Here is a 25273-nt window from a genome sequence, read left to right as displayed (position 1 = left end):
ATACGCCCAACAATCACACACAAATTTAAGATAGGAGAAGATCATGGTAGATAAAGCATTAGGCGGCGCGGGTTTACGCGGACAAGTGGCTGGTCAAACAGCATTGTGTACTGTTGGGCAAAGTGGTTCTGGTTTAACGTATTGTGGTTACGATATCAGTGAACTTGCCGAAAAAGCGCAGTTTGAAGAAGTGTCTTTTTTACTTTCACGTGGTGAGTTACCAACCACAAGCGAATTGGCAGAATATAAAGCAAAACTAAAAAGTTTACGCGGCTTACCTGATGCGCTTAAAACCGTGCTTGAAAATATTCCTAAAGACGCACACCCAATGGATGTAATGCGCACGGGTTGCTCAATGTTGGGTAACCTTGAAATGGAGCTTGATTTTAGCCAAGCTAATGATGCAATCGACCGTATGGTTGCTGTGTTCCCAAGTATTATTTGTTACTGGTACCGCTTTACACACGATGGCGTACGCATTGAAACACAAACTGATGACGACTCAGTTGGCGCACATTTTTTAAATTTATTACACGACAAAGCACCTAGTGAATTGTTTGCACAAGTGATGAATGTATCACTAATTTTGTACGCAGAGCACGAGTTTAACGCCTCTACCTTTACAGGGCGTGTGTGTGCATCAACGCTTTCTGATATTCATTCTTGCGTAACTGGTGCGATTGGTACGCTACGTGGTCCATTACATGGTGGTGCTAACGAAGCGGCAATGGATATGATTCAAGGTTTTACAAGCGCTGAACATGCCGAGCAAGAAATTATGGGCATGCTTGAACGTAAAGACAAAATAATGGGCTTTGGTCATGCGATTTATCGCGAATCTGATCCGCGTAATGTAATTATTAAAAAGTGGTCTGAAAAACTAGCCAATGAAGTAGGCGATACCGTACTTTACCCTGTGTCTGTTCGTTGTGAAGAAATTATGTGGCGCGAGAAAAAGCTGTTTTGTAATGCCGATTTTTTCCATGCATCTGCTTATCACTTTATGGATATTCCGACTAAGTTATTTACGCCAATATTTGTAATGAGCCGTGTTACGGGCTGGACAGCACATGTAAAAGAGCAGCGCGCTAACAACCGTATTATTCGCCCAAGTGCCGATTACACAGGGCCTGATGCACGCAGTTACACACCAATAGAGTCACGTTAAAAATGGGTGAGCACGCATGTGCTCACTTTTTTATTGCACATAGCCACTAGCGAGTAGTTTTTCTCAAACTTTTTATTAAACACGCTAGCTGTGAGCAAACACCGTCACCAAATTAGCGAACCCTTACCATGACCATAATTAATAATACCCAATACCGTAAACCTTTACCGGGCTCAAATGTCGACTACTACAATACGCAAGAAGCCGTAGATGCAATTAAGCCAGGTGCATACGCCACACTACCTTATACATCGCGTGTATTTGCCGAAAACCTAGTACGCCGATGCGACCCTGCCATGTTAACCGATGCACTTAATCAGCTGATTGAGCGAAAGCAAGATTTAGATTTTCCGTGGTATCCGGCGCGGGTAGTGTGCCACGATATTTTAGGGCAAACAGCGCTTGTTGATTTAGCAGGTTTGCGTGATGCAATTGCAGCCAAAGGCGGCGATCCGGCTAAAGTGAATCCGGTAGTACCCACGCAGTTAATAGTGGATCATTCACTAGCGGTAGAGCATGCCGGTTTTGATCCTGACGCATTTGAAAAAAACCGCGCCATCGAAGACAGACGAAATGATGACCGTTTTCACTTTATAAACTGGACTAAAACTGCGTTTAAAAATATTGACGTTATTCCACCGGGTAACGGCATTATGCATCAAATTAATCTTGAAAAAATGTCGCCGGTTATTCAAAACCGAGATGGCATTGCATTTCCAGATACACTAGTTGGTACCGACAGCCACACGCCACATGTTGATGCGCTGGGCGTTATTGCTGTGGGCGTAGGTGGGCTTGAAGCTGAAAGCGTGATGCTTGGTCGTGCTTCTTATATTCGCCTACCTGATATTGTAGGCGTGGAGCTAACAGGTAAGCGCCAACCCGGTATTACCGCAACCGATATTGTGTTGGCTATTACTGAATTTTTACGTGAGCAACGTGTTGTATCTACTTATTTAGAGTTTTACGGTGAAGGTGCAGACGCGCTTACACTTGGCGACAGAGCAACCATTTCAAACATGACACCTGAATTTGGCGCAACTGCAGCCATGTTTTATATCGATGATAAAACAATAGATTATTTGCGTTTAACAGGGCGTGAAGAAGAACAAATTGCCCTTGTAGAAAACTACGCAAAAACAGCAGGCCTTTGGAGCGATAGCTTAAAAACCGCAAAATATGAGCGTGTACTTAAGTTTGATTTATCAAGCGTGGGGCGCAATATTGCAGGTCCATCTAATCCGCACCGCCGTGTATCGACAAGCGATTTAGCTAAAGAAGGTATTTCGGGCATTGTGGAAAATGAAGAAGGCTTAATGCCAGACGGCGCGTGTATTATTGCGGCTATTACTAGTTGTACCAATACCAGTAATCCACGCAATGTAATTGCCGCAGCACTCCTTGCCCGTAACGCAAATGTAAAGGGTTTAATGCGCAAACCTTGGGTTAAAACTTCATTAGCACCAGGTTCAAAAGCGGTGCAATCATACCTTGAAGATGCAAACTTACTTACAGAGCTTGAGCAACTTGGCTTCGGCATTGTTGGTTTTGCGTGTACTACCTGTAACGGTATGAGCGGGGCGCTTGACCCTGTTATTCAAAAAGAAGTCATCGAACGCGATTTATACACTACAGCGGTGCTTTCGGGCAATCGTAATTTTGACGGGCGTATTCATCCTTATGCTAAGCAAGCATTTTTAGCGTCACCTCCTTTGGTTGTTGCGTACGCCATTGCAGGTACTATTCGCTTTGATATTGAAAAAGGGATACTAGGGCAAGATCAACAAGGCAACGATATTACGCTTAAAGATTTATGGCCATCTGATGAGGAGATTGATGCAGTAATTAAGAAAAGTGTTAAGCCTGAGCAATTTAGAAAAGTATATGAGCCGATGTTTAATTTAACCGTAGATTATGGTGAAGATAACGATCCTCTTTACGATTGGCGTCCAAAAAGTACCTACATTCGTCGTCCTCCTTATTGGGAAGGTGCACTTGCGGGTGAGCGCACAATGAGTGGTATGCGTGCGCTTGCTGTACTTGGCGATAATATTACAACGGATCATTTATCGCCATCAAACGCGATTATGGCAAGTAGTGCTGCTGGCGAATACCTGACCAAAATGAACGTGCCAGAGGAAGATTACAATTCGTACGCAACGCACCGAGGCGATCATTTAACAGCGCAGCGTGCAACCTTTGCTAATCCAAAATTACTTAATGAAATGGTGATTGACGAAAACGGCGACGTTAAACAAGGTTCTTACGCACGCCTAGAGCCACAAGGCACTAACACACGTATGTGGGAAGCAATCGAAGCCTACATGGAGCGTAAACAACCGCTTATTATTGTAGCCGGTGCCGATTACGGTCAAGGTTCGTCGCGCGATTGGGCTGCAAAAGGCGTAAGACTTGCAGGCGTTGAAGTTATTGCAGCAGAGGGCTTTGAGCGTATTCACCGTACTAACTTAATTGGTATGGGGGTTTTACCGCTTGAGTTTAAAGCAGGCACAACGCGTAAAACGCTCAAGCTGGATGGCAGTGAAACGTACGATGTAGCGGGTGATTTAAAACCAGGCGCCACCGTTAATTTAAGTATTACCCGTAAAGACGGTGAAGTACTCACTGTGCCTACGAAATGTCGTATCGATACCCAAGAAGAGCTTTCTATTTACGCAGCTGGTGGTGTGTTACAACGCTTTGCTCAAGACTTTTTAGAAGCAACGCAATCTGCATAAGGGTAAACACTATGTTTAAACCGCAAATTAAAGTGCCTGCAACCTATATGCGTGGCGGCACCAGTAAAGGTGTGTTTTTTAATTTAACTGATTTGCCAAAGCCTGCTCAAGTAGCAGGCGAGGCGCGCGATAATTTATTACTGCGCGTTATTGGCAGCCCCGATCCGTATGCCAAACAAACGGATGGCATGGGCGGTGCTACATCAAGTACCAGTAAAACCGTAATCCTAAGTAAAAGTGAGCAAGCTGACCATGATGTTGATTACTTGTTTGGTCAAGTGGCGATAGATAAACCTTTTGTAGATTGGAGCGGTAACTGCGGCAACTTAACGTCAGCAGTCGGTGCTTTTGCCATTAGTAATGGTTTGGTCGATAAAAACCGAGTACCCGATAACGGTGTTGCTATTGTGCGTGTGTGGCAGGCTAATATTAAAAAAAGCATATTAGTGCATGTCCCTATGACCAATGGCGAAGTACAAGAAACCGGCGACTTTGAGCTCGATGGCGTTACCTTTGCTGCAGCTGAAGTAAAACTTGAATTTATAGACCCGGCTGATGGCGATGGCGCGCTATTCCCAACAGGCAACGTAGTTGATAACTTAGAAGTACCAGGTGTTGGTACTTTAAAAGCCACGATGATAAATGCAGGTATTCCTACTGTATTTATTAACGCCGCTGATATTAATTATACCGGCACAGAGCTGCAAGACGATATAAATAACGATACTGCAGCGCTTGAAAAGCTTGAAACCATTCGTGCTTATGGCGCTGTTAAAATGGGCTTAATCACTAACATTAGTGAAGCGCAAGCTCGCCAACATACGCCAAAGGTTGCGTTTGTTGCAGCGCCTTTAGATTACACTGCATCTAGCGGTAAATTTATTGAGGCTGCCAACATTAACTTACTCGTGCGCGCAATGTCGATGGGTAAACTGCATCATGCCATGATGGGCACAGCCGCTGTAGCTATTGGCACTGCCGCAGCAATTGAAGGCACACTCGTAAATATAGCCGCTGGTGGCGGTGCATTGAGTGAAGTTAACTTTGGTCATCCGTCGGGCACCCTAAAAGTAGGTGCTGAGGCTAAAAATACTGCAGGTAACTGGCTAGTTACCAAAGCAAGTATGAGCCGAAGTGCACGTGTATTAATGGAAGGGATTGTAAGAGTCCCTTACTAATCACTGGTGAAGTTAAGCACAACTAAACATTTATTTTAGTTAAGCAAACAAATTTTATAAACGTTTGCTTAGCTAAAGTAAAACCTACTCACACTCGTTAAAAATAATCCTTTTTCATTAATTTTTCGAATTATCGTCTTTTTTAGCTCTCATCCACCGCATTTACTTGAAGAATATAATTAACAAACTAGATTATATGTAATATTCATTTAATAAAGTGAATATATTGTATCAATATGTGCTGGTTCTTTATGAGTGTCTATAGGTTATTGAATAATAGAGATGCTGATAAAGAAGTAGCTCATAGAATAAAGATAAATACTTCTATAAAACGTATAAATATGTAGCATAACTATATAGCTTAATGGTATTTTTAATGTTCTAGTAACAAAAGTTATGATTGTGTACTTTTTTGGTGCTTTTTAAATGTAAAAGCTTACATAAATCACTATCAACTAAACTAATTTATGATACTCATTCTAGGCTATCAAGGAGAAATAAATGTTAAAGCGTACGATCAAATTTACACCTATCGCAGCTTCAGTTGCACTTACATTAGGCTTAACAGCATGTGGCTCAGACAATGATGGAAATGTCTATGTGCCACCAGTTGAGTCTGTTACCTCATCAGATGATGCGCAGTTCAATGTAGAAGTAACAGGTAAAGCTGTTAAAGGAGCTATGAAAGGTGCAGTTGTTAGTGTAATGACATTAAACGCAACAGGTGAAAGCGTGCCTGTTGCATTTAGATTAGAAGCTTCTGCTGAAGCTGAAACATTTACGGGTGAAGCAACATCACAAGATGCCGCCGACGCAGCCGTTGAAGCAAGCAAGCTTGCAGGTAACCCTGATGCGCTAATTACTAATGACAGTGGTCGTTACAGCATTTACTTGGAAGATAATTTTTCTGGACCTGTATATATTACAGTAACTACTTCAGAAGAAGGCGACGATAGCTTCTTACGATGTGATGCATATGTTGGTTGTGGTACTTACGACACAGCGCCAGAAGAAGATAACGTTAATGATGGCGACATGAACATTGAATTTGGCGAGTGGTATAAAGCAGACCTAGAGCTTTCTGTTGTGAAATATGTAGCTCCAGTAAAAGCTGATTCGTCTGAGGCGAGTGGTGCAGCAGGTGATGCAAATGTAGCACGTTCGTTTAGAGCTAATGTAACTTTTTTAACTACGTTAGTCGCTCAAGCTCTGCTTGAAGCCGAGGGTGATATTGATGCTGATTCTATTGCAGCAACCAGCCTAAATACTATTGTTCAAATAATGGGACCTGACGCAGTTATTTTATTGTCAGCACTTATTGGTGACTTATCTAATGGTGGAGCCGTAGATTTAAGTGAAGTAGACGGTGAAGAAAGCCTTTCTCAAGGTGTATTGATGATTGCACAGCTATCTTCATCAATACAAGGTTTACCATCAATTACTGATGCGATGGCTAGTATTAAAGCAGGTATCGCATCCGGTACATTAAGCACGACTGATATTGCTAAAACGTTGCAAATTGCAGTTTCGAGCACTGCGAGTGTGTTTACGGCAATTGCAACTGGTGATGAAGTTGCAATTAAAAACGCATTAGAAGCAGCTTTTTTAGCAAATAATCCAGATGCAACTGCTGAGGAGATTGCCGAATTTGCACAAAATTCTGCTGGTATTGCAAGTAAAGCTAAAGCAGCGAAAGATCAGGCAGTTAAAAATGGTGCAGCTACAGATGAGGAGCTAGCTAAATTAGCAATAGTTGTTCAAGCAGCTTTAGAAGAGCTTGGTTGTACTGAAGATGAGTGTGTAATTGAGGGTGATTTTTTTGCCGAACTTGCGGTAGAACTATCAGCTCAAATTGACGCATCTTCTGTAGAACTTACATCTCTACAAGCATCTGTAGAGTCGGCTGAAGCAACACTTGTTGACGTTGAAGAGCTTGCTAGTACGGTTACAGACTTGGAGACAGCAATTGAATTTGTTGCTGCTGTAGCTGCGCTAGAAAATGAAGCAGAAGCTTCTAATTTAGCGGCTTCAATAGATACCCTACATGTGAAAGCTCAAGGCTATGTTAACACTGCAACTTTACTGGTATCTCAAAATTCTGATTATCAGAGTATACTTAGTACAGCAGCTACCCTTGAGGAATTAGCTTTAATAGAGGTGAATAAAGTAGAAACTTATGATTCCGCTCTTGCACAGTTAGTAATCGATGCAGAATCTATTATCACTGAATACGAAATTGAAGTCGAAGCTGCTAAAGAAATCGCTTTAAACACAGCTGATATTGCTGACGAAAAGAAAACAGCTGCAAACACTTCAGAAGCTGCATCTACTAGTGCATTGGCAGCCGCTCAGTCTGCGGTTAATTCTGCTGCTATGGATGTAGAGATAAAAGTAGAAGCAGCAATAAATGCAGCTTCTGAGTTTTCTGCTGCGGTTAATGTACTAGAACTTGCAGTTCAACAATCTATTAAGGCCGCACAAGATTACCTAGATGCTTCTGTTGCTGAGTCTGATGAAGAGCTTGAAGCAGAAACGCTTCTTGAACAAGCTGAAATAATGGCGAGTGAAGCAGCTGTACAAGCAGAGCTTGCAAATGAACAACTATTAACGGCGTTAAATCTACAAGAAGAAGCTCAACTAGTCGTTGCTACAGCTTCAGTCAAAGTTACCTCTGAATCGCTTTCAGCAATGACTGTACTTACTAATACAGGTGGTCAATCGGTTATTGATGCAGCCGATATCCTAGTTGACGTTATCGATGAGCTTGGTGGTATGGGGAACTCAGGAGATGGCAGCTCAACACGTCAGCCTGATTGGTCATATAACTATGATTTAGATGCCTTAACCTTGGCATTAGAGAATGAAAGCACCGGTGAAATGATCAGTGCTTCTGCCTCTTACCAAGGAGACAAACTTGTTGTTGCTTGGGGCGCTACATTAATGGGAGATGAAGGTGTATCTATTAAACTTGTTACAGGCGAAAGTCGTACTGCAGCTCTAGAAGAGTGTGAACAGTTTGCTGCCGGTACAATTACAGATCCTACTCAAATAGATTCATGTTTAATTTTCACCTTTGATGGTGAAGTAGATGCTGACACAGTTGATGATGCAGAAATCGTCAACACTGAAACTTGGAATCACGTTGAAATTATGGACGGTGAGTCTGGTTTTGTAGGCATGTTAAATTTAACTGCTGATGATGCTACTGACATGGGTACAGTTACACTTGAAGGTATGTCTGGCGACTTAGACTTTAAAGTAATGGGTATGGTTGACAGCAGTGGTGATGAAGATGAAAGTACATTAGAAGTTATGGTTAAAGGTGACACAGCAATGGGTTACACATTATCTCTAACTGGTATGGAATCTACAGGTTACACTGGTGATGTTAAAGCTATGTACAATGGCGAAATGATGTCATTCGGTTCAGCCAATAAAGTTACTAACGGTGTATCAATCACTTACATTGATGGTGATGTAGTGTCTTACACTGATGTTGATTTAATTGATTCATCTAAGTAATTTAAAACTATAAAAGGGGAAAGCATCGCTTTTCCCTTTTTTTATAGAAAGCGATTTTATTATGAAAAAAAAAATTCTCTTGTTAGGATTTTCAATAGCTCTTATTTCTCCTCTTGCTTCCGCAGATAACCAATTTCAGATATTTACTCATTTTGACGCAGAAATTTATACTGAAGCACAACCAGTACAAGCCTTTGTAGATGATTTTGATGCACCATTAAAATCGGGTGACAGTGCATTTACCTATAATATTTTTGAAGTGGGTGTTGGCTACGGTAATTTTAAAGTGGGTTTACAAAGTCGTTATGACTATGTTCTTAACTTTGATCCTGATACAGCTAAATATACTCATACCGAAAAGAATGATTTAGAGTTTGAAGATAGATTTTATACTTATTACCTTGATGCTAAACAAGCAACGTCTAATGGTGTATTCGTATCTTATGATTTTAAATTTTTAGATAAAAATGCATTAACAATAACACCTAAGCTTTCTGTTTTTGCCAGCTCACACTATCAAGATGCCACTGTAAATGGTGAGATTTTTAGTGATGAAGTTGAAGGTGCTGTAACTGTCGATTACAACTTTTCAAAAGATATTTTATTTAAAGAATTTACACCTTCACAAAAGCCTGAAGGGCTAGGCTATAGCCTAGATATTTTTGCCGATTGGCAAGTAAATGATGAGCTTAAAGTTGGTTTTAGCGTAAAAGATTTGCTCTATAAAACTCAGTACGAAGACAGTGGCTCTGTAAAGGGTCAAACTACTGAAATTCCATTTAGCGAAGATGATAACGGCGATATTATTACTCAGCCAACAGTTTCATTAAAAACATCTGCATTTGGAAATACGGTATCTCATGATTTCGAAATGGAAATGCGACTACAAGCATTTGCCGATTACAGAATAAACGACCGATTTTCGACTCAGTTAACTTTAAAACGTTACGATAAAGACACGTTTAGCCAATTAAAAGGCCGTATTCACTTTTGGGATCATTGGCGAGTACAAGCAGGCTACGAAACAAAAAGCGAAGCATTTTTAGTTGGTATTGAAAATGAGTATTTTGGTCTTAATTTACAAACTGATAGCCTAGATTTAGATAAAGCCTATTATGCGAATGTGAATTGGTACGTGAACATTAAGTTTTAAGGAATGAAGATGTTAAAACAAATTATACCTTTAGGGGTCGCTATTGCATTGGCCGGTTGTGGTTCTTCATCAGACAGTGACAGTTCAGAATCTGTTGCAGTGAGTGAAATTGCTACATCTTCTTCTGTCAGTTTTTATGTATCTAATTGGCAATCACCACAGGGCACGCTTAATGTTTTAGATAGCGATGGGGTGGTGCAAGAATCAATTGAAGTCGAAAACATCAATACTGCGAGTGTAAGTGTAACTCCACTTACTTTTAATAGTTTTGAGTTTATACCTAGCGATACCACTCTACCTTGTCCGCGATTTACAGGTTGTGGCAGAACTGTGCGTGGTGATGTAAATGACTTAAACGCAAACCGGTTAATCGATTACCAAGAATTGACAGCCGTTACTCTTAATTACAAAGCGGATGCATTTAGTGCACCGGGTGTAAATAAGGTTTATTTATCACCATTGAGCAAAGCAATTACAGAAGAAGGCTTTAGTGCTACACAGGCGAGTTTATCAGCCACGCCTTTTTATCATTTAACGCACAGTAATTTAAATGCAAGTGTTGAAGCAGAAATGGTGACAAATGCCTTCACCTACGCGGCAATTTTAGCTGGTGTTGCTGATAGTTCGTTTAGTGTTGAAAGTGCTTTTAATGCATTTACTAACTTGGAGACTGACCAGCAAGCATGGCAAGATTACAGCGATTTAGCAGCGCAGTATGTTACAGACAACTTATTTAGCGACCAAGGTAATGCTTTGCTGAAAAATGTAGCTGGTCAAGTTAAGCAAACGATTGCAAGTGTAACTACATTTGCAAATTGGCAGGCTCGCTCAGCAGAAGTGCAAAGCTTAGACTCAAGAGAGTTACTTGTTGATACGCGAAATATAATTGGTGTTGCAAGACTTCAAGAAAAAAGCTATTCAGATGAATTAGACGCAAAATTTACTGAGCTTGAAGGTGCGTTTGATGAAGATACACAAAGAACCCTTGATGCACTTAGTAATGCTTTAAACGAAGTTATCACAAATTATTCACCACTAGCTGATGGCTCTACACCATCGGGGCAATATAAGCTTCGTGATTTAGATATTGATTACAACCAATCACCTTATACTTGGGCTATTACTGGCACATATGATGAGTTACCTATAACCATTGATTTATCAATTCCAACTTTCAGAGTAAGTGGTGTATTAGGTAATAAAATCGAAGGTGTAATGAGCGCAACGGTCACAAATGGTGCTACGGTATTAAGTGTGGATGTAAGTGAGTTGCTGATTGAGTTTGATGGCATAGATGCTCAAAGTGAATTAAACCCAGAAGCCGATACGGGTATTACACAGGTAACCACCAACGTAATTATCAATAAAGCAGCGGGTAAACTCGAAGGTGATTTATCAGTAAACTTAAATCGTTTTGTTAATTCACTAGGTGAGGAGTCAACCACGTTATCTACTTTTGATTTTAATGGTGATTACGTAAGCGACATTCAAAGCACTGCATTTCATATCACAGCAGTAGAGGCTTCGCCTTTTGTTGGTGAAGATAATGACGATTTAGCATTTACTTTTGAATTAGATTTTCCATTGAATGGTGCAAGCGATTTTAAATTTGCGTACGTAGGCGATGTGGAAAACTTATCAGAACTTACTTCTACAGATATATTTGTTAGCATAAAAAACCGCGCGTTAGATTTACGTATCCGTGATGTTAATGGCAACATTAATCTAATAGCAAAAGGCGAAAATGGACGTTGGTTAGATGTAAAGCAAAAGGGCCGTAATTACAGTGGCGGTTTATATTTTGGTGATACTAAACTAGCTGATGTTGCTGCGGTACGTGGTATTCCTGGTGTTTTATTTCCAAATGGTGAGTTTGAGTCGTTATTTTAACCATTAGATTAAATAATTAAAAACTCAGCATATGCCTTACAGCTCAGCGCTTTTTGCGATGAGTGAAGTGTTTTTATAGCTATTCAAAATCCGATATTAGTTTTCTAGTATCGGATTTTTTAATGTTTGTTATATTAGTTAAATGCGCCTGAATCGAGGTAGCTGCCAATCCCGAGTGTAAACATCCATAGCCCCCATAAGCTGTGTTCAATAACACACACGACCGTTGAGCGGCTTTGTGCGTAGGTATACGCAAACAGTAAACCGCCCAAAAAGGCTAAGGCTACTGCAATCCAATTGGCATACACAATATGCGCCAACGCAAATACACTCGCACTGACTACAATACGCACTGCTTTTTTTGGCATGATGCGTTTATAACGATGAAAAAAATACGTTCGGAATATTAATTCTTGAGGAATAACCGACAGTATTGGATACAGCACCAGCAGTAAAAGCCAATCATTAAACGAGTTACGGGGAAGGGTAAACCAGTTGCCTTGATGAATAATCCCGTAAAACATGCCTGAGAACAGCGCACCTAAAAAAAAGAAGCTAAACACACGCCTTTTAACAGCAGAAAATTGCCCAAGGCTTGTGAGTCTAAACCGTTTAAAATGGGGATCGCCTAGTAGCAACATACAACACACACTCATAAGTATAATAAGCGCAGGGATAAGCCAATTAGCTAAATGCTCGCGTAATCCAAAACCCAACAAGGGCAGCAATATAAAAATGAGGGTAAATTCAAACCAGCGATATTGATTAGCGTTCAAGGTCGTCTCAACTTGCTTTTTTTAATAAGCTAACAAGCTAAGACGACACTTTTATGACGAGGGGGCTTACTTTGCTGCTTCCTCTTCATCAGGGAGGTATTTGTACAAGGCAATAATGGTGGCAAAAATGCTTACAAAAGTAATACCCATTAAACCAAACACTTTAAAGTTAACCCAAAAGTCGAGCGAAAAATTGTATGCAATATAAATGTTTAGTGCCGCTATACCAGCAGTTATAACAACCCACATTAGGTTAAGCTTATCCCATAATGGTTCTGGGACAACGATGGCTTGTTTTGTATCATTAGCGTTTTCGAGGATTGAGCTAAGCGCTTTTTTAACGAGATTTTTATTAAGTACATAACGGCTAACAAGTAACGTTAAACTTAAACCTGCATATATGAGTGTTGCTTTCCATTTAATGTATTGCTCATCATGAAGTACCAGCGTTAGCGTACCAAACACGGCAGCAATGCCAAAAAATATCCAATGACGAGTAGGCACATTGCCATGTTTAAAGTAGCTATAAGCAACTTGAATAAGCGTAGTGGCCATTAATAAACCAGTAGCCCAATAAATATCGACGAGTTTAAACACTGCAAAAAACAGTATGAGTGGAATGTATTCAATTAATGCGTGCATATACTACCTAAATTATACAAAAAAGAGTCAAAGGCTTTTTACCACATAAAGCTTAGCAACTACAAGGTTGACTTGTTGCCCTGTAACCCTTAGCCTGCGTGGCTTTATTACCAATTTGGTTTGGTATTTTTCATATCATCATATTCCCACGCTTAACCAACACTGATTTGGCGTGTATTTAGGAGCCTAAAATGAATAAAGCAGAACTCGTTGCTGCCATTGCACAAAAAAGTGAATTAACAAAAAAAGATTCTCAAGCGGCACTTTCAAGCTTGCAAAAAGTCATTACTAAATCGCTTTCTGAGGGCGATCAAGTTCAAATTAATGGCTTTGGTACCTTTGCGCTAAGTTATTACCCAGCGCGTACTGGGCGTAACCCACAAACAGGGGCTGCAATTGAAATAGAAGGCGCAAATAAAGCGGTTTTTAAACCAGCTAAGGCGTTAAAAGATCTGCTTTAAATTTATTTAAGGTTTTAAACCTCGTATTGATAGATAAGCTACATGAGCGCGAAGTAAATTCGCACCTACGGGTATATACTGTAGGTCAGGATTACACGTCGCGTTTAATGGCTTTAAATTACATGAGCGCGAAGTAAACGCACCAATGGGGAAATATGCTGTAGGTGAGGTTTTATACCTCGCTTTTGGTGGTGTTAAATTACATGGGCTGGAAATAAAGTCGCACTTATGTACATTATTCATAATCTCTAAATAATTTACATGGATTATAAATCCTACTTAAATTAAATCCTTTATTTTCAATTGCTTGTTATCGGCACGCATCGTGCTTTTTTGATTGTGTATTTTAAATATACCTTTTAAGAAAATAAGGAGATCTCAATGAGTACATTACAAACAAGCACACGTTTACAAGGCAAAAAAATCGCAATTTTAGCCACTGATGGATTTGAGCAAAGTGAGCTTTTATCTCCACGCAGCGCATTACTTGATGCTGGTGCGAACATCGAAATAGTATCAATTAAAGAAGGTCAAATTACTGGCTGGGATGAAGACAAGTGGGGCGATAAAGTAACAGTAGATAAACTAGTTACAAACGCGGATCCTGCTGATTACGACGCGCTTATGCTTCCTGGTGGTTTATTTAATCCAGACAGTTTACGCCAAGATAAAGATGCTAAAGCATTTATTGATGGCTTTTTTGGGGCAGAAAAAAATAAACCCGTTGCTGCTATTTGCCACGCACCGTGGTTGTTAGCTGAAATTAATAAATTGCGCGACCGTACTATTACTTCTTTTCCTAGTATTAAAAGCGATTTAATTAATGCAGGTGCTAATTGGGTCGATCAAGAAGTATGTGTAGACCAAGGTTTGGTAACAAGCCGAAGCCCAGCTGATTTAGAAGCATTTAATGCTAAGTTTATTGAAGAGATTTTAGAGGGTAAACACCAAGCTCACTAATTTGCTTTTTAAAAAACAAAAAAGGGCATTTTAAATGCCCTTTTTTAATGCGTAAATTTACACTTTTTATAATGCGGTTGCGGCTTTCATTTCACTAACAAATGCTTTTAACTGCGTTGTCATTGCGTCTAAATCGTTAAGGTTAGCTTCAATAATTTTAACTACAGCAGAGCCTGAAATAGCACCTGCTGCGCCTGCGTTAAGTGCGGCTTTTACATCATCTGGTGTTGAAATACCAAACCCTAAAAGAGCAGGAGCTGCATGGTATTCTTTTAATTTAGTGACAATATTACCCGCTGGCATTTGTGCTTTAGTATCGGTACCGGTAACACCAGCGCGCGATAGTAAATACGTATAACCACGACCGTAAGAGGCGCATTGGCGAAGTGTGTCATCATCTGCATTAGGTGTTGCAATAAAAATTGGGTCTACACCGTTATCCATTGCTGACTTTCTAAATATCTTAGATTCATGCAGAGGCACGTCAGCCACTAAAATAGAGTCTACACCTACCGCTTTTGCATCTTTGTAAAATGCTTCTATGCCGCGCTTAAAAACAAGGTTTGAGTAAAGCAATAATCCAATTGGAATATCGGCGTTATACTCGCGTATCTCTTTAATAACATCAAAGCAATCTTGCGTGTTAATGTGCACATCAAGTGCGCGAATATTAGCTTTTTGAATTACAGGACCATCCGCAATCGGATCAGAAAACGGAATACCAAGCTCAAGTGCATCAGCGCCGCCGTCAATTAAGCTTTTAATAATCGCAACACTTTGCTCTTTACCTGGGTCGCCAATTGTTACAAATGGTACAAACGCACCTTGTTTTTTCTCGTTAAGCGCTGCAAACATTTTACCGTAACGATCCGTTTTTACTTGGCTCATAGCTGACCTCTTTCAGATAGTACATTGTGAACGTGTGCTAAATCTTTATCGCCACGACCACTTAAATTAATAACTAAAACGCTTTCCTCGGTTTGCTCTTCTGCATACTTAAGTGCATAAGCAAGCGCATGGCTTGATTCAAGCGCCGGAATGATCCCTTCGTTTTTAGCAAGTGATTGAAACGCATCAAGCGCTTCTGTATCTGTGATACCCACGTATTGCGCTCGACCGGTTTCGTGTAAAAATGCGTGCTGAGGACCAACCGCAGGGTAATCAAGACCCGCTGATACAGAGTAAGACTCTTCAATTTGGCCATCGTCATTTTGCATAATGTACGTGTAAGTACCGTGTAATATGCCTTTAGTGCCTTTACAAATTGTTGCACCGTGCTCATTTGTATCAAGCCCTTTCCCAGCAGGCTCAACACCAATTAATTTAACGCCTGGCTCGTCAATAAAGTCAGTGAACATACCAATTGCGTTTGAACCACCACCAACACAGGCAATTACAGCGTCAGGTAAACGACCTTCGGCTTTAAGTACTTGTTGTTTAGCTTCTTCACCAATAACTTTTTGATACTCACGTACAATTGTTGGGAATGGGTGAGGACCCGCAGCCGTGCCTAGTAGGTAATGCGCGTCTTGATAATTTGCTGACCAGTCACGCAGGGCTTCATTTACTGCATCTTTTAATGTGCCAGAACCCGCTGTTACCGGAATAACCTCTGCGCCCATTAACTTCATTCTAAATACGTTTGGTTGCTGACGTTCAACGTCTTTTGCGCCCATATAAATTCGACATTTTAAACCCAGTAGTGCACATGCAAGCGCGGTTGCAACGCCGTGTTGGCCCGCGCCTGTTTCAGCAATTACTTGTTTTTTACCCATGCGCTTAGTAAGTAACGCTTGGCCAAGTACTTGGTTGGTTTTATGTGCGCCGCCGTGTAATAAGTCTTCACGCTTTAGATACAGTTTTACTTTTGGGTTTTTAACTAAATTGCGCGTTAAAGTAAGTGGGGTAGGACGACCCGCATACTCGTTTAATAATTTACTTAGCTCAGCCTGAAACTCAGGATCTTTTTGTGCTTTGTTAAATTCGTTTTCTAACTGCTTAAGCGCAGGGACAAGTAACTCGGGTACAAACATACCGCCAAACTCGCCAAAATAAGCTGGATTTTGCATTTTAACCTCAATAATTTCTGATGCTTGTAAAAGCATTATGTAATTTGTTAGGGCACTTTTTACCCGCAGATTCTTCAACGCCTGAGTTTAAATCAAGGCCTAAGGCACCTTTTAAAAGCGCATCTTTAATATTGTCTGGATTTAAGCCTCCAGCGAGCATAAAGGGTGTAGTTGCATCATGAAGCACCGACCAATCAAATGCTTTACCTGTACCGCCAGCTTGTGTATCGCTGTGTGTATCGTAAAGGTGTCGGTCAACGCCATTTACAGGCGTTGGCAATGCATCTTTTATTGCTTGGGCTTTCCAAATCTCGCAGCCGGTAGGTAACTGTGTACGCAACTGAGCGATGTAATCGTCACTTTCTTGACCATGTAATTGAACTGCCGCCAATTTTAGCACACTTGCGTATTGAGCAACTTGATCAATTGGGGCATCTACAAACACACCCACAAAATTAAGCGGGGCACTTTGGCTAAGCTCTTTTGCGCAATCTAAATCAACATAGCGTGGCGATTTAGGATGAAAAATTAAACCACCGTAAATAGCACCGTTTTGATATGCCGCTTGTGCATCTTTGGTACGTGTTAAACCACATACTTTATTGTCACCAAAAATAACACGGCGACATGCTTGCTCTAAATCACGCTCGCCCATAAGTGAGCTGCCAATTAAAAAACCATCGCATAATGGGGCTAAACGTTTTACGTCTTGATGGGTGTAAATACCCGATTCCGAAATAACCACTTTATCTGCCGGAATAAGCTTTCGTAGTTTTTCGGTAGTAGCTAAATCGGTGCTTAAATCGCGTAAATCACGGTTATTAATACCAATAATTTGTGCATCAAGCGCAAGTGCACGGTGTACTTCTTCTTCATTACTTACTTCGGTTAATACCGACATATTAAGTGAATCGGCAACAGCGTGCAGTGCTTTATAGCTTTCGTCATCGAGTACTGAAAGCATTAATAATATAGCGTCACCGCCATAAATACGCGCCATATATACTTGGTACTCATCTATAAAAAAGTCTTTACAGATAAGCGGTTGTTCTACTTGGCTGCGCACAAATTCAAGATAGTCAAAACTGCCTTGAAAATATTTAGCATCAGTTAACACGCTCATGCAGGTAGCGTATTTTTTATAAACCGATGTGATTTCGGTTAAATCAAATGGCTCTCTAATTAACCCTTTTGAAGGCGATGCTTTTTTACACTCTAAAATAAACTGTGTGCCTGGGGCGGCTAATGCTTTGTAAAAACTACGGCTTGTAGGCACAGCAAGGTGTTTAAAGCTTTCAAGCGGGCGTGCGGCTTTACGCTCAATGAGTTCTAATTTTTTATCAGCAACAATTTTGTCTAATACATTAGCCATTACTTACCTCAATAATTGCATTTAGTGTGTTCATGGCTTGCCCTGAACTTAATAATGTTTGTACTTGCTTTGCCCCTTCTTTTAACGTTTCTGCTTTACCTGTTAGGTATAAAAGGGCAGCTACGTTAACCACAATAGCAGCATTATGTGCATCAGTGCCTTTGCCTTGTAAGATGGCAAGGCTAGCATTTGCGTTGTATTGTGGGCCTTCACCAGCGAGTTGTTCAAGTGAATAGTTTGCAAGGTCAAAGTCGCTTGGGTTTAGCGTGTACTGTGTAAGCTCGCCATTATTTAGCTCAACTACCGTTGTTGGACCGTGTAGAGCTATTTCGTCAGTGCCCGAGCCGTGAACAATCATAGCGCGCTTTGTGCCAAGGGTTTTAAGTGTTTGTGCCATTGGCATACATAACGCTTCGTTGTACACACCTAACAATTGCACATCAGGTGCTGCTGGGTTAGCAAGCGGGCCTAAAATATTAAAAATAGTGCGTGTTTTAAGCGCTGTACGCACGCCCATCGCATGGCGTACGCCACTGTGATAGTGCGGTGCAAACAAAAAGGTAAAATTGGTTTGCTCAAGGCATTTTGCTGCCTGCTCTGGGCTCATATCTATATTAATGCCCAGCGCTTTTAGTAAGTCGGCAGATCCTGAATTACTCGATACACTGCGATTACCATGTTTTACCATGTTAATGCCAGCAGCAGCAGCAACTATGGCTGCTGTTGTGCTTATATTAATTGTGTTTGAGCCATCGCCGCCAGTGCCACAGCTATCAGCAAGTTGTGTACTGCTGGTAGTAAAAGCAACAGCGTTTTCGCGCATTGAGGCTGCAGCACCTGCTATTTCATCGCTTACTTCGCCTTTAATTTTAAGGCTTATTAGTAGGGCGGTTAGCTCAATCTCGCTCATGTTACCTTGCATTATTTCATCAAACAGTGCTTTGGCGTCTGCGTAGCTTAATGATTGCCCTGTAATTAGTTGTTCAATCGCATGTTGAACATTTATGGGTTGTTCTGGTTGTGTACTCATAATGTCCTCTTTTATTTGGCGCGTGTTAAGTAAGCGACACTTTGCTGAAGTAGCATTGCGCCGTTTGGCGTCAGTATTGATTCTGGATGAAACTGATAACCCAATGCATTGTCATCATGATGATAAATAGCCATAGGGATATCTTCGTACTGGGCAATAACCTTTATATTATCAGGCACTTTTGTTGCCATTAATGAATGGTAACGTGCTACAGGCATTGTATTGCCCATACCATCAAATACAGGATGTTCGCCTAAATTAATAATTGAAGACTTACCATGTACGGTTTCACCCGCGTGACCGATTACTCCGCCATAGCTTTGTGTTAACGCTTGTTGGCCTAAACAAATGCCTAACATTGGGAAGTGGCCTTTAGAGAGCTCAATAAGCTCCATTAAACAGCCTGCATCGCTTGGTGTGCCAGGACCTGGCGAAAGTACTAATAGTACTTGTCCTTGCTCTTGGCGCATTTTATTAAAAATAACCTCAGCGCTAATGTTGTTTCTGTAAACAACCAGTTCGCAGCCAAGCATCGTAAGCTCATCAACTAAGTTATATGTAAATGAGTCAAAGTTATCTAAAAAATAGATTTTAATAGGATTCGCTTTACTCATTTTATACCGCCTTATACGTAGATTTTATGGCGGTGATAACCGCTTGTGCTTTAGCGCGAGTTTCGTTTGCTTCTGAAATAGGATCTGAGTCAAACACTACACCTGCACCTGCTTGCACGTAGGCTATGTTATTTTTAACAAAAGCAGAGCGAATAACAATACAGCTATCCATTGCGCCATCACCGGTTAAGTAACCTACAGCGCCGCCATAACTGCCACGGCGTTTCCCTTCAGTTTGACGAACAAGCTCAGCAGCACGTACTTTTGGTGCACCAACAAGGGTGCCCATATTCATACACGCTTGGTAAGCGTGCAGTGCATCAAGTTCTGGTTTTAATGTGCCAACAACGCGTGAAACTAAATGCATTACCTGTGAATAGCGGTCTACTTTTAATAACTCTTTGGCAAAACGAGTACCTGCAACACTAATGCGGGCTACGTCGTTACGCGCTAAATCAACAAGCATTAAATGCTCGGCGCGCTCTTTTTGATCGTTTCTTAGTTCCAGCTCAATGCGGCTGTCTAAGTCTGGATTTATTTGCCCGTTAGCAAACTTGCCACGCGCTCGAGTACCAGCAATTGGGTAAACTTCTACTTGCTGATTACTTACGTCGTACTTAAGGGCAGACTCAGGAGACGCGCCAAATAAAGCAAAGTCTTCATCGCGCATATAAAACATGTAAGGGCTTGGGTTTTGCTTTTTAAGCTGGCTATACGCATGTAAAGAATCAGGGCAAGGTAGTGAAAATGTACGCGACGGCACTACCTGAAAAATATCACCATCAACAATATTCTTTTTAAGCTTAACAACTTGCTCGCAGTAAGTGTCATCGTCTATATCAACGCTTACCTCACATTCGCCACTTTGCATATCCGCACTAAATTCTGCTGCGTTATCGCAAAGTGTATTTAACCGCTCAAGCTCTTTACCTACTTCAAAGCAGTTAGCGTGTACGTCTGGGCCGTTAAATACATTACCAATGAGCTCAGTTGTTTGCTTTTGATGATCAATAACAACTAACGTTTCAGCTAAATAAAATACGTAATCTGGGCAGGTGTTTTCGCCATCAGGTACATCACTTAATTGCTCAAAGTTTGCAACCATGTCGTAGGCAAACACACCGCCTAAAAATACCGAAAACGGATTTTCGGTAGTGCTTTGAATGCTGTTAATACAGGTACGAAGAGCACTGAAGGCGTTATCGGCAACAAGCTTACTTGCTTCGTCTATATCGCTGCTGGTGTCTTGGTAGTTAAGTGTAAGCGTTGTGTCGTTTAATTGTGAATCACAGCTCTTAACATTTGCTTGTAAGTAGCTTAATAATTGCTTGCCGTTATTAGATTGTGCGCTAACAGTTACCGTTTTACCCTTACATACAATGCGCAGGGCGCTATCAACTAAAATTAAACTTTTTACACTGTCTTTAGAATCAATCTCAGCCGATTCAAGCAGTAGTGAGTTAGGCTTATCAAGTGCCGCGTATAATGCAAGAGGGCTACTAATATAGTCGCGTACTTGCGTTATGCTTGTTACTTCGCCTGGTGTGGTAGTTATATGACTAAAAATCAAACCTCATTCCCTCAAAAAATTAAACCCCGCAATGCGTTAGCAGTGCGGGGTTTGAATAACGATATCTAAATTACAAACAGATCATTACCGTCCCGCTATATCAGGCGCCACCACCAACGATGTGTAAGAGTAAGACCGTTATTCATGTTTTTCTGCCTCAAAATTTATTAAATATTTTTAACGTATACGTTTCGTAAAATTTAGTTATAAAAAAACCCGCATAGTTGCGGGTTTTGAATTTTTGTTAGACACGACAATTCATCACCCGAAAATTACGAGTGCCACCACCAAATAGTGTTTAAGTTTGAATTGATCATTATTGTTAATTCTTAATGTGTCTGAAAGTGGCTACAGTAAAACGTATCTTATGCTTTTGTGTCAAGTGTTTATTTAAAACAATTTAGTCAAAAAAGTTGTTATACTTACATAAACACCAGTAACCCTTAATTTTAAGCAGTTTTCTTTTGATAAAATACGATTTACATAGCCATACTACACATTCAGACGGGCGTTTGACGGTTGAAGAATTATTGCATCGCGCTGTTGATAAAAATATTGATGTGTTTGCTATTACCGATCATGACACTGTGGCGGCTATTAAGCCTGCTCAGCAATTTATTGAAGCAGAAAACTTACCGCTTTCATTAATAACGGGTACCGAAGTGTCTACCAAATGGGAAAGCTTCGAAATTCATATTGTAGGTTTAAATATTGATATTAATAATATTGACCTTACTTCTTTATTAACGGCTCAGCAGCAAAAGCGAGAAGAGCGTGCACTAGAAATTGGCGCACGCCTTGCAAAAAATGGCTTTGATGGCATTTACGAGCAAGCTAAAGAGCTGGCAAAAGACGCGCAAATTACGCGCGCACATTTTGCACGCGCTCTTATTGAGCGCGGTGTAGCTAAAAATTTCCCGGGTGTTTTTAAAAAGTACTTAGGGCGCGGCAAAACAGGCTATGTACCTAGTTGCTGGTGCACCATGCAAACCGCTGTAGAGGCAATACATGCCGCTGGTGGTGTTGCTGTACTTGCGCACCCAAGTAGCTATCAAATGTCAAACAAGTGGCTACGCAAATTATTAGTAGAATTTAAAAGTGTAGGAGGAGACGCAATGGAAGTTGCGCAACCTCAACAGGCGCCAAGCGAACGTCAATTTTTAGGTGAACTCAGTCGTGAGTACGAACTACTTTGCTCGCAAGGGTCTGATTTTCATTTTCCGACAAGCTATTTAGAGCTTGGCAAAAATTTATACTTACCGAAAGACTGCCAAGGTGTTTGGCAAGTTTGGGAAGGACAAGAAGGGGCATTAACATGAGTCAATTATTCCATATTCATCCTGATAACCCGCAACCAAGATTGATTAGTCAAGCCGTTGATATTATTAAACAAGGCGGTGTTGTTGTTTACCCAACAGATTCGGGCTATGCCATTGGCTGTAACATTGGTAATAAGCAAGCCAAAGAGCGCATAGAGCGTATTCGTGGTATTGAAAAAAACGATAATTTTACGCTAGTTTGCCGTGATTTATCGGAGCTATCTACTTATGCACGTGTAGATAACCAGCTATTTAGATTAATTAAAAATAATACGCCAGGGCCTTATACCTTTATTTTTAAAGGCACAAAAGAAGTCCCTAAGCGTTTATTAAACGACAAGAAAAAAACAATTGGTATGCGTGTAATTGAACACCCAATTGCTTGTGCGTTACTTGCCGAACTTGGCGAGCCATTAATGTCGTGTTCTTTAATTTTACCCGGGCAGCAGTTTACTGAATCAGATCCGGATGAAATATTAGAGCGATTAGATAAACACGTTGATTTAATTATTCACGGTGGCCATTTAGCCGAGCAAGCAACCACAGTAATCGACTTGTCGGAAGATGAAGTTAAAATATTACGTGTTGGCTGTGGTGATACAAGCCCGTTTGAGTAATAACAAGTGAGCGAAAGTACTGCGAATACAAAAAATAGTGAAAAGCCAGTGCAGCAAAAGCTGCCACTGGCTTTTTTGCATGGTAAAGCGGTTGTAGATAAACCAGAAGATTTATACATTCCACCTGACGCGCTCGAAATAATATTAGAAACCTTTGAAGGCCCGCTCGATTTACTGCTTTATTTAATTAAAAAGCATAAGCTTGATGTGCTCGATCTTTCTATTTTTAGTATTACAGAGCAGTATGTAAGTTACGTTGAAATGATGACCGAGTTTCAACTCGAACTTGCCGGCGAATATTTAGTAATGGCTGCGTTACTTGCACAAATTAAGTCGCGCTTATTACTCCCTGTTCACGAAGAGCTTGAAGAGGAAGAAGACCCTCGCGCTGAGCTTATTAAACGCCTGCAAGAATATGAGTTATTTAAAAAAGCCGCCGAAAACCTCGATGATATCCCCCGCGTTGGGCGTGATATTTTTATAGCGCATGCCGCTATGCCAATAAGTGAAGATACAAGTCAAAACCTCCCCGATATTGAACTTAAAGACTTAATGCTGGCGTTGAGTGATGTTATGGCGCGAGCAAAAACGTTTGAACATCATCAAATTACTGCCGAAGTACTCTCAACCCGAGAGAGAATGAGCCAAATATTACAACAGCTATCGAAAGCAAATTCAGCGGTGGTATTTAATACGCTTTTTACGCCTGATGAAGGGCGTAGTGGTGTGGTGGTTAGTTTTATAGCCATGCTTGAGCTCATTAAAGAAGGACTTGTTACTTGTTTGCAAGTAAGCCCAGAGAGCTTAATTTATGTCAGCTTGAGCGAGCAATCCACCCTATAAACTTATCTGTTTAATCCTCAACTTCTAAAAACTGACTTTAATTATCAAAGTTCTGTGCGTATACGCACGTAAAGTGTTTGTAAATGTTATTTTCATTTACGGCTATGCACTATATTGTAACGTCATAGCATTATAGGACGTTACACATGTTTAAAAATACACCTTCATCTTACGGACTTGTCGCCATTATTTTACATTGGCTCATGGCGTTGACTATTTTTGGCCTGTTTGGTTTAGGTTTATATATGGTTGAGCTTACTTATTACGATAGCTGGTATAAAGGCTCGCTCGATTTACATAAAAGCATTGGTATTACGCTTGTGGCCGTATTTTTATTTAGAATTTTATGGCGTGCTTTATCTACACAACCTAAACCATTAGGTGAAAGTAAAGGCATGAACCAATTAGCACACACCGCGCATATTGCTATGTATATTATTTTGGCCGTTATTGTTGTTGCTGGGTATTTAATATCAACCGCAGACGGACGTCCAATAGAAGTGTTTACCTTATTTAACGTATCAGCGCTTGATTTTGCTTTTGATGACCAAGCCGATATTGCAGGAAAAGTACATTATTACGGCGCGTGCACATTAATAGGGTTTGCAGTATTGCATGCACTAGGGGCGTTAAAACATCACTTTATCGATAAAGATAAAACCTTAATCAGAATGATCAAACCATTAAAGGATGATTAAAATGAAAAAATTATTAGTAAGCACAGCCGTTTCGGCTGCAATGATGTTATCGGCAACAGCCGCTAATGCAGCTGATTATGTAATTGATACAAAAGGCGGGCACGCATCTGTTAACTTTAAAATTAAACACTTAGGTTACAGCTGGTTATATGGTCGTTTTAATACTTTTGACGGCACATTTAGTTATGATGCTAAAAACCCTGATGCATCAAAAATTATGGTAAATATTGACACCACAAGCCTTGATTCTAACCATGCAGAGCGCGATAAGCACTTACACGGTAAAGATTTTTTAAATGTGGATAAATACCCAAAAGCGACATTTAAAAGCACGAGTATTAAATTTGATGAAGATGGTGAAGAGGCCGACGTAACCGGCGAATTTACGCTGCATGGCGTAACTAAAACTATTACCTTTGAAATAGATAAAGTGGGCGAAGGGAAAGATCCGTGGGGTGGATACCGCGTAGGTTTTGAAGGCGAAACCAGCCTTAAACTTACCGACTACGGTATTGATTACAACTTAGGGCCTGCATCTACTCATGTTGATATTATTTTATCAATAGAAGGCGTTCGTAAGTAATACAGATATTGAATATAAAAACGCCACTTACTGTGGCGTTTTTTTTGCTTAACAGAAACTCAAATTAAGC

General features: G+C 40.6%; 21 protein-coding genes. 13 read left to right on the top strand and 8 right to left on the bottom strand.

Going from position 1 to position 25273, the window contains the following annotated elements; translation table 11 throughout:
* Positions 1-43 precede the first annotated feature (43 nt).
* From prpC to I6E69_RS08265, 6 genes are all read left to right on the top strand, one after another.
* Positions 44-1168, top strand: a complete 1125-nt coding sequence (prpC, locus tag I6E69_RS08290; protein WP_039489990.1) for a 2-methylcitrate synthase — start codon at positions 44-46, stop codon at positions 1166-1168.
* A 128-nt stretch (positions 1169-1296) separates the two neighbouring features.
* Entirely contained in the window at positions 1297-3906 is a 2610-nt protein-coding gene (gene acnD / locus I6E69_RS08285) for a Fe/S-dependent 2-methylisocitrate dehydratase AcnD (RefSeq protein WP_197121027.1), read from the top strand.
* 11 nt (positions 3907-3917) lie between these two features.
* On the top strand, positions 3918-5084 hold the full coding sequence (prpF, locus tag I6E69_RS08280) for a 2-methylaconitate cis-trans isomerase PrpF (RefSeq protein WP_149602829.1): 1167 nt from the start codon (positions 3918-3920) through the stop codon (positions 5082-5084).
* Positions 5085-5585: 501 nt separating this feature from the next.
* A complete protein-coding gene (locus I6E69_RS08275) occupies positions 5586-8606 on the top strand; it encodes a hypothetical protein (RefSeq protein ID WP_197121026.1) in 3021 nt (1006 codons plus the stop codon).
* A 61-nt stretch (positions 8607-8667) separates the two neighbouring features.
* A complete protein-coding gene (locus I6E69_RS08270; RefSeq protein ID WP_197121025.1) occupies positions 8668-9759 on the top strand; it encodes a hypothetical protein in 1092 nt (363 codons plus the stop codon).
* A 9-nt stretch (positions 9760-9768) separates the two neighbouring features.
* Positions 9769-11649, top strand: a complete 1881-nt coding sequence (locus I6E69_RS08265; protein WP_197121024.1) for a hypothetical protein — start codon at positions 9769-9771, stop codon at positions 11647-11649.
* A 134-nt stretch (positions 11650-11783) separates the two neighbouring features.
* Here I6E69_RS08265 and I6E69_RS08260 read toward each other — a convergent pair whose 3' ends face one another.
* Complete coding sequence (locus I6E69_RS08260) at positions 11784-12425, bottom strand: CPBP family intramembrane glutamic endopeptidase (RefSeq protein WP_002961594.1); 642 nt, start codon at positions 12423-12425, stop codon at positions 11784-11786.
* Between the two features lie 66 nt (positions 12426-12491).
* Complete coding sequence (locus tag I6E69_RS08255; RefSeq protein WP_197121023.1) at positions 12492-13067, bottom strand: inner membrane-spanning protein YciB; 576 nt, start codon at positions 13065-13067, stop codon at positions 12492-12494.
* A 191-nt stretch (positions 13068-13258) separates the two neighbouring features.
* On the opposite strand from I6E69_RS08255, the gene I6E69_RS08250 reads away from it, so the two are divergent.
* Together I6E69_RS08250 and I6E69_RS08245 are read left to right on the top strand one after the other, a co-directional pair.
* On the top strand, positions 13259-13528 hold the full coding sequence (locus I6E69_RS08250) for an HU family DNA-binding protein (protein ID WP_002961590.1): 270 nt from the start codon (positions 13259-13261) through the stop codon (positions 13526-13528).
* Between the two features lie 381 nt (positions 13529-13909).
* Positions 13910-14488 (top strand): type 1 glutamine amidotransferase domain-containing protein, encoded by a 579-nt coding sequence (locus I6E69_RS08245; RefSeq protein WP_024595007.1) that lies wholly within the window; start codon positions 13910-13912, stop codon positions 14486-14488.
* Positions 14489-14554: 66 nt separating this feature from the next.
* Here I6E69_RS08245 and trpA read toward each other — a convergent pair whose 3' ends face one another.
* From trpA to I6E69_RS08215, 6 genes are read right to left on the bottom strand one after another with little or no spacing between them, the layout of a single operon-like run.
* Positions 14555-15376, bottom strand: coding sequence for a tryptophan synthase subunit alpha (gene trpA / locus I6E69_RS08240; protein WP_024595006.1), 822 nt, complete (start codon positions 15374-15376; stop codon positions 14555-14557).
* Complete coding sequence (gene trpB / locus I6E69_RS08235) at positions 15373-16557, bottom strand: tryptophan synthase subunit beta (RefSeq protein ID WP_002961582.1); 1185 nt, start codon at positions 16555-16557, stop codon at positions 15373-15375. Before trpB ends, trpA begins: the two co-directional genes overlap by 4 nt.
* 7 nt (positions 16558-16564) lie before the next feature.
* Entirely contained in the window at positions 16565-17929 is a 1365-nt protein-coding gene (trpCF, locus tag I6E69_RS08230; RefSeq protein WP_197121022.1) for a bifunctional indole-3-glycerol-phosphate synthase TrpC/phosphoribosylanthranilate isomerase TrpF, read from the bottom strand.
* Positions 17922-18959 carry an anthranilate phosphoribosyltransferase gene (gene trpD / locus I6E69_RS08225; RefSeq protein ID WP_002961580.1) on the bottom strand — a complete coding sequence of 346 codons (1038 nt, stop codon included), beginning with the start codon at positions 18957-18959 and terminating at the stop codon, positions 17922-17924. The genes trpCF and trpD overlap by 8 nt, the downstream gene beginning before the upstream one ends.
* An 11-nt stretch (positions 18960-18970) precedes the next feature.
* A complete protein-coding gene (locus I6E69_RS08220; RefSeq protein ID WP_149592564.1) occupies positions 18971-19573 on the bottom strand; it encodes an aminodeoxychorismate/anthranilate synthase component II in 603 nt (200 codons plus the stop codon).
* A 1-nt stretch (position 19574) separates the two neighbouring features.
* Positions 19575-21143, bottom strand: a complete 1569-nt coding sequence (locus tag I6E69_RS08215) for an anthranilate synthase component 1 (RefSeq protein WP_002961578.1) — start codon at positions 21141-21143, stop codon at positions 19575-19577.
* Between the two features lie 464 nt (positions 21144-21607).
* Here I6E69_RS08215 and I6E69_RS08210 point away from each other — a divergent pair, with 464 nt between their 5' ends.
* The 5 genes from I6E69_RS08210 to I6E69_RS08190 all read left to right on the top strand — a co-directional run bounded on the left by I6E69_RS08210 (position 21608) and on the right by I6E69_RS08190 (position 25203).
* Positions 21608-22462: a PHP domain-containing protein gene (locus I6E69_RS08210; protein WP_138488940.1), complete on the top strand. Its 855-nt coding sequence runs from the start codon at positions 21608-21610 to the stop codon at positions 22460-22462.
* Positions 22459-23079, top strand: a complete 621-nt coding sequence (locus I6E69_RS08205; protein WP_002961576.1) for an L-threonylcarbamoyladenylate synthase — start codon at positions 22459-22461, stop codon at positions 23077-23079. Before I6E69_RS08210 ends, I6E69_RS08205 begins: the two co-directional genes overlap by 4 nt.
* A gap of 6 nt (positions 23080-23085) precedes the next feature.
* Positions 23086-23922 carry a ScpA family protein gene (locus tag I6E69_RS08200; RefSeq protein ID WP_197121021.1) on the top strand — a complete coding sequence of 279 codons (837 nt, stop codon included), beginning with the start codon at positions 23086-23088 and terminating at the stop codon, positions 23920-23922.
* Between the two features lie 146 nt (positions 23923-24068).
* Positions 24069-24620 (top strand): cytochrome b, encoded by a 552-nt coding sequence (locus tag I6E69_RS08195; RefSeq protein ID WP_002961572.1) that lies wholly within the window; start codon positions 24069-24071, stop codon positions 24618-24620.
* A gap of 1 nt (position 24621) precedes the next feature.
* The gene (locus I6E69_RS08190; RefSeq protein WP_039489966.1) at positions 24622-25203 is read left to right on the top strand and encodes a YceI family protein; all 582 of its coding nucleotides are present in this window, start codon (positions 24622-24624) and stop codon (positions 25201-25203) included.
* Positions 25204-25273: the final 70 nt, after the last annotated feature.

This window comes from Pseudoalteromonas sp. NZS100, assembly GCF_015864815.1.
Classification (GTDB): domain Bacteria; phylum Pseudomonadota; class Gammaproteobacteria; order Enterobacterales; family Alteromonadaceae; genus Pseudoalteromonas; species Pseudoalteromonas distincta.
This window is presented reverse-complemented; position numbering and strand designations above follow the sequence as displayed.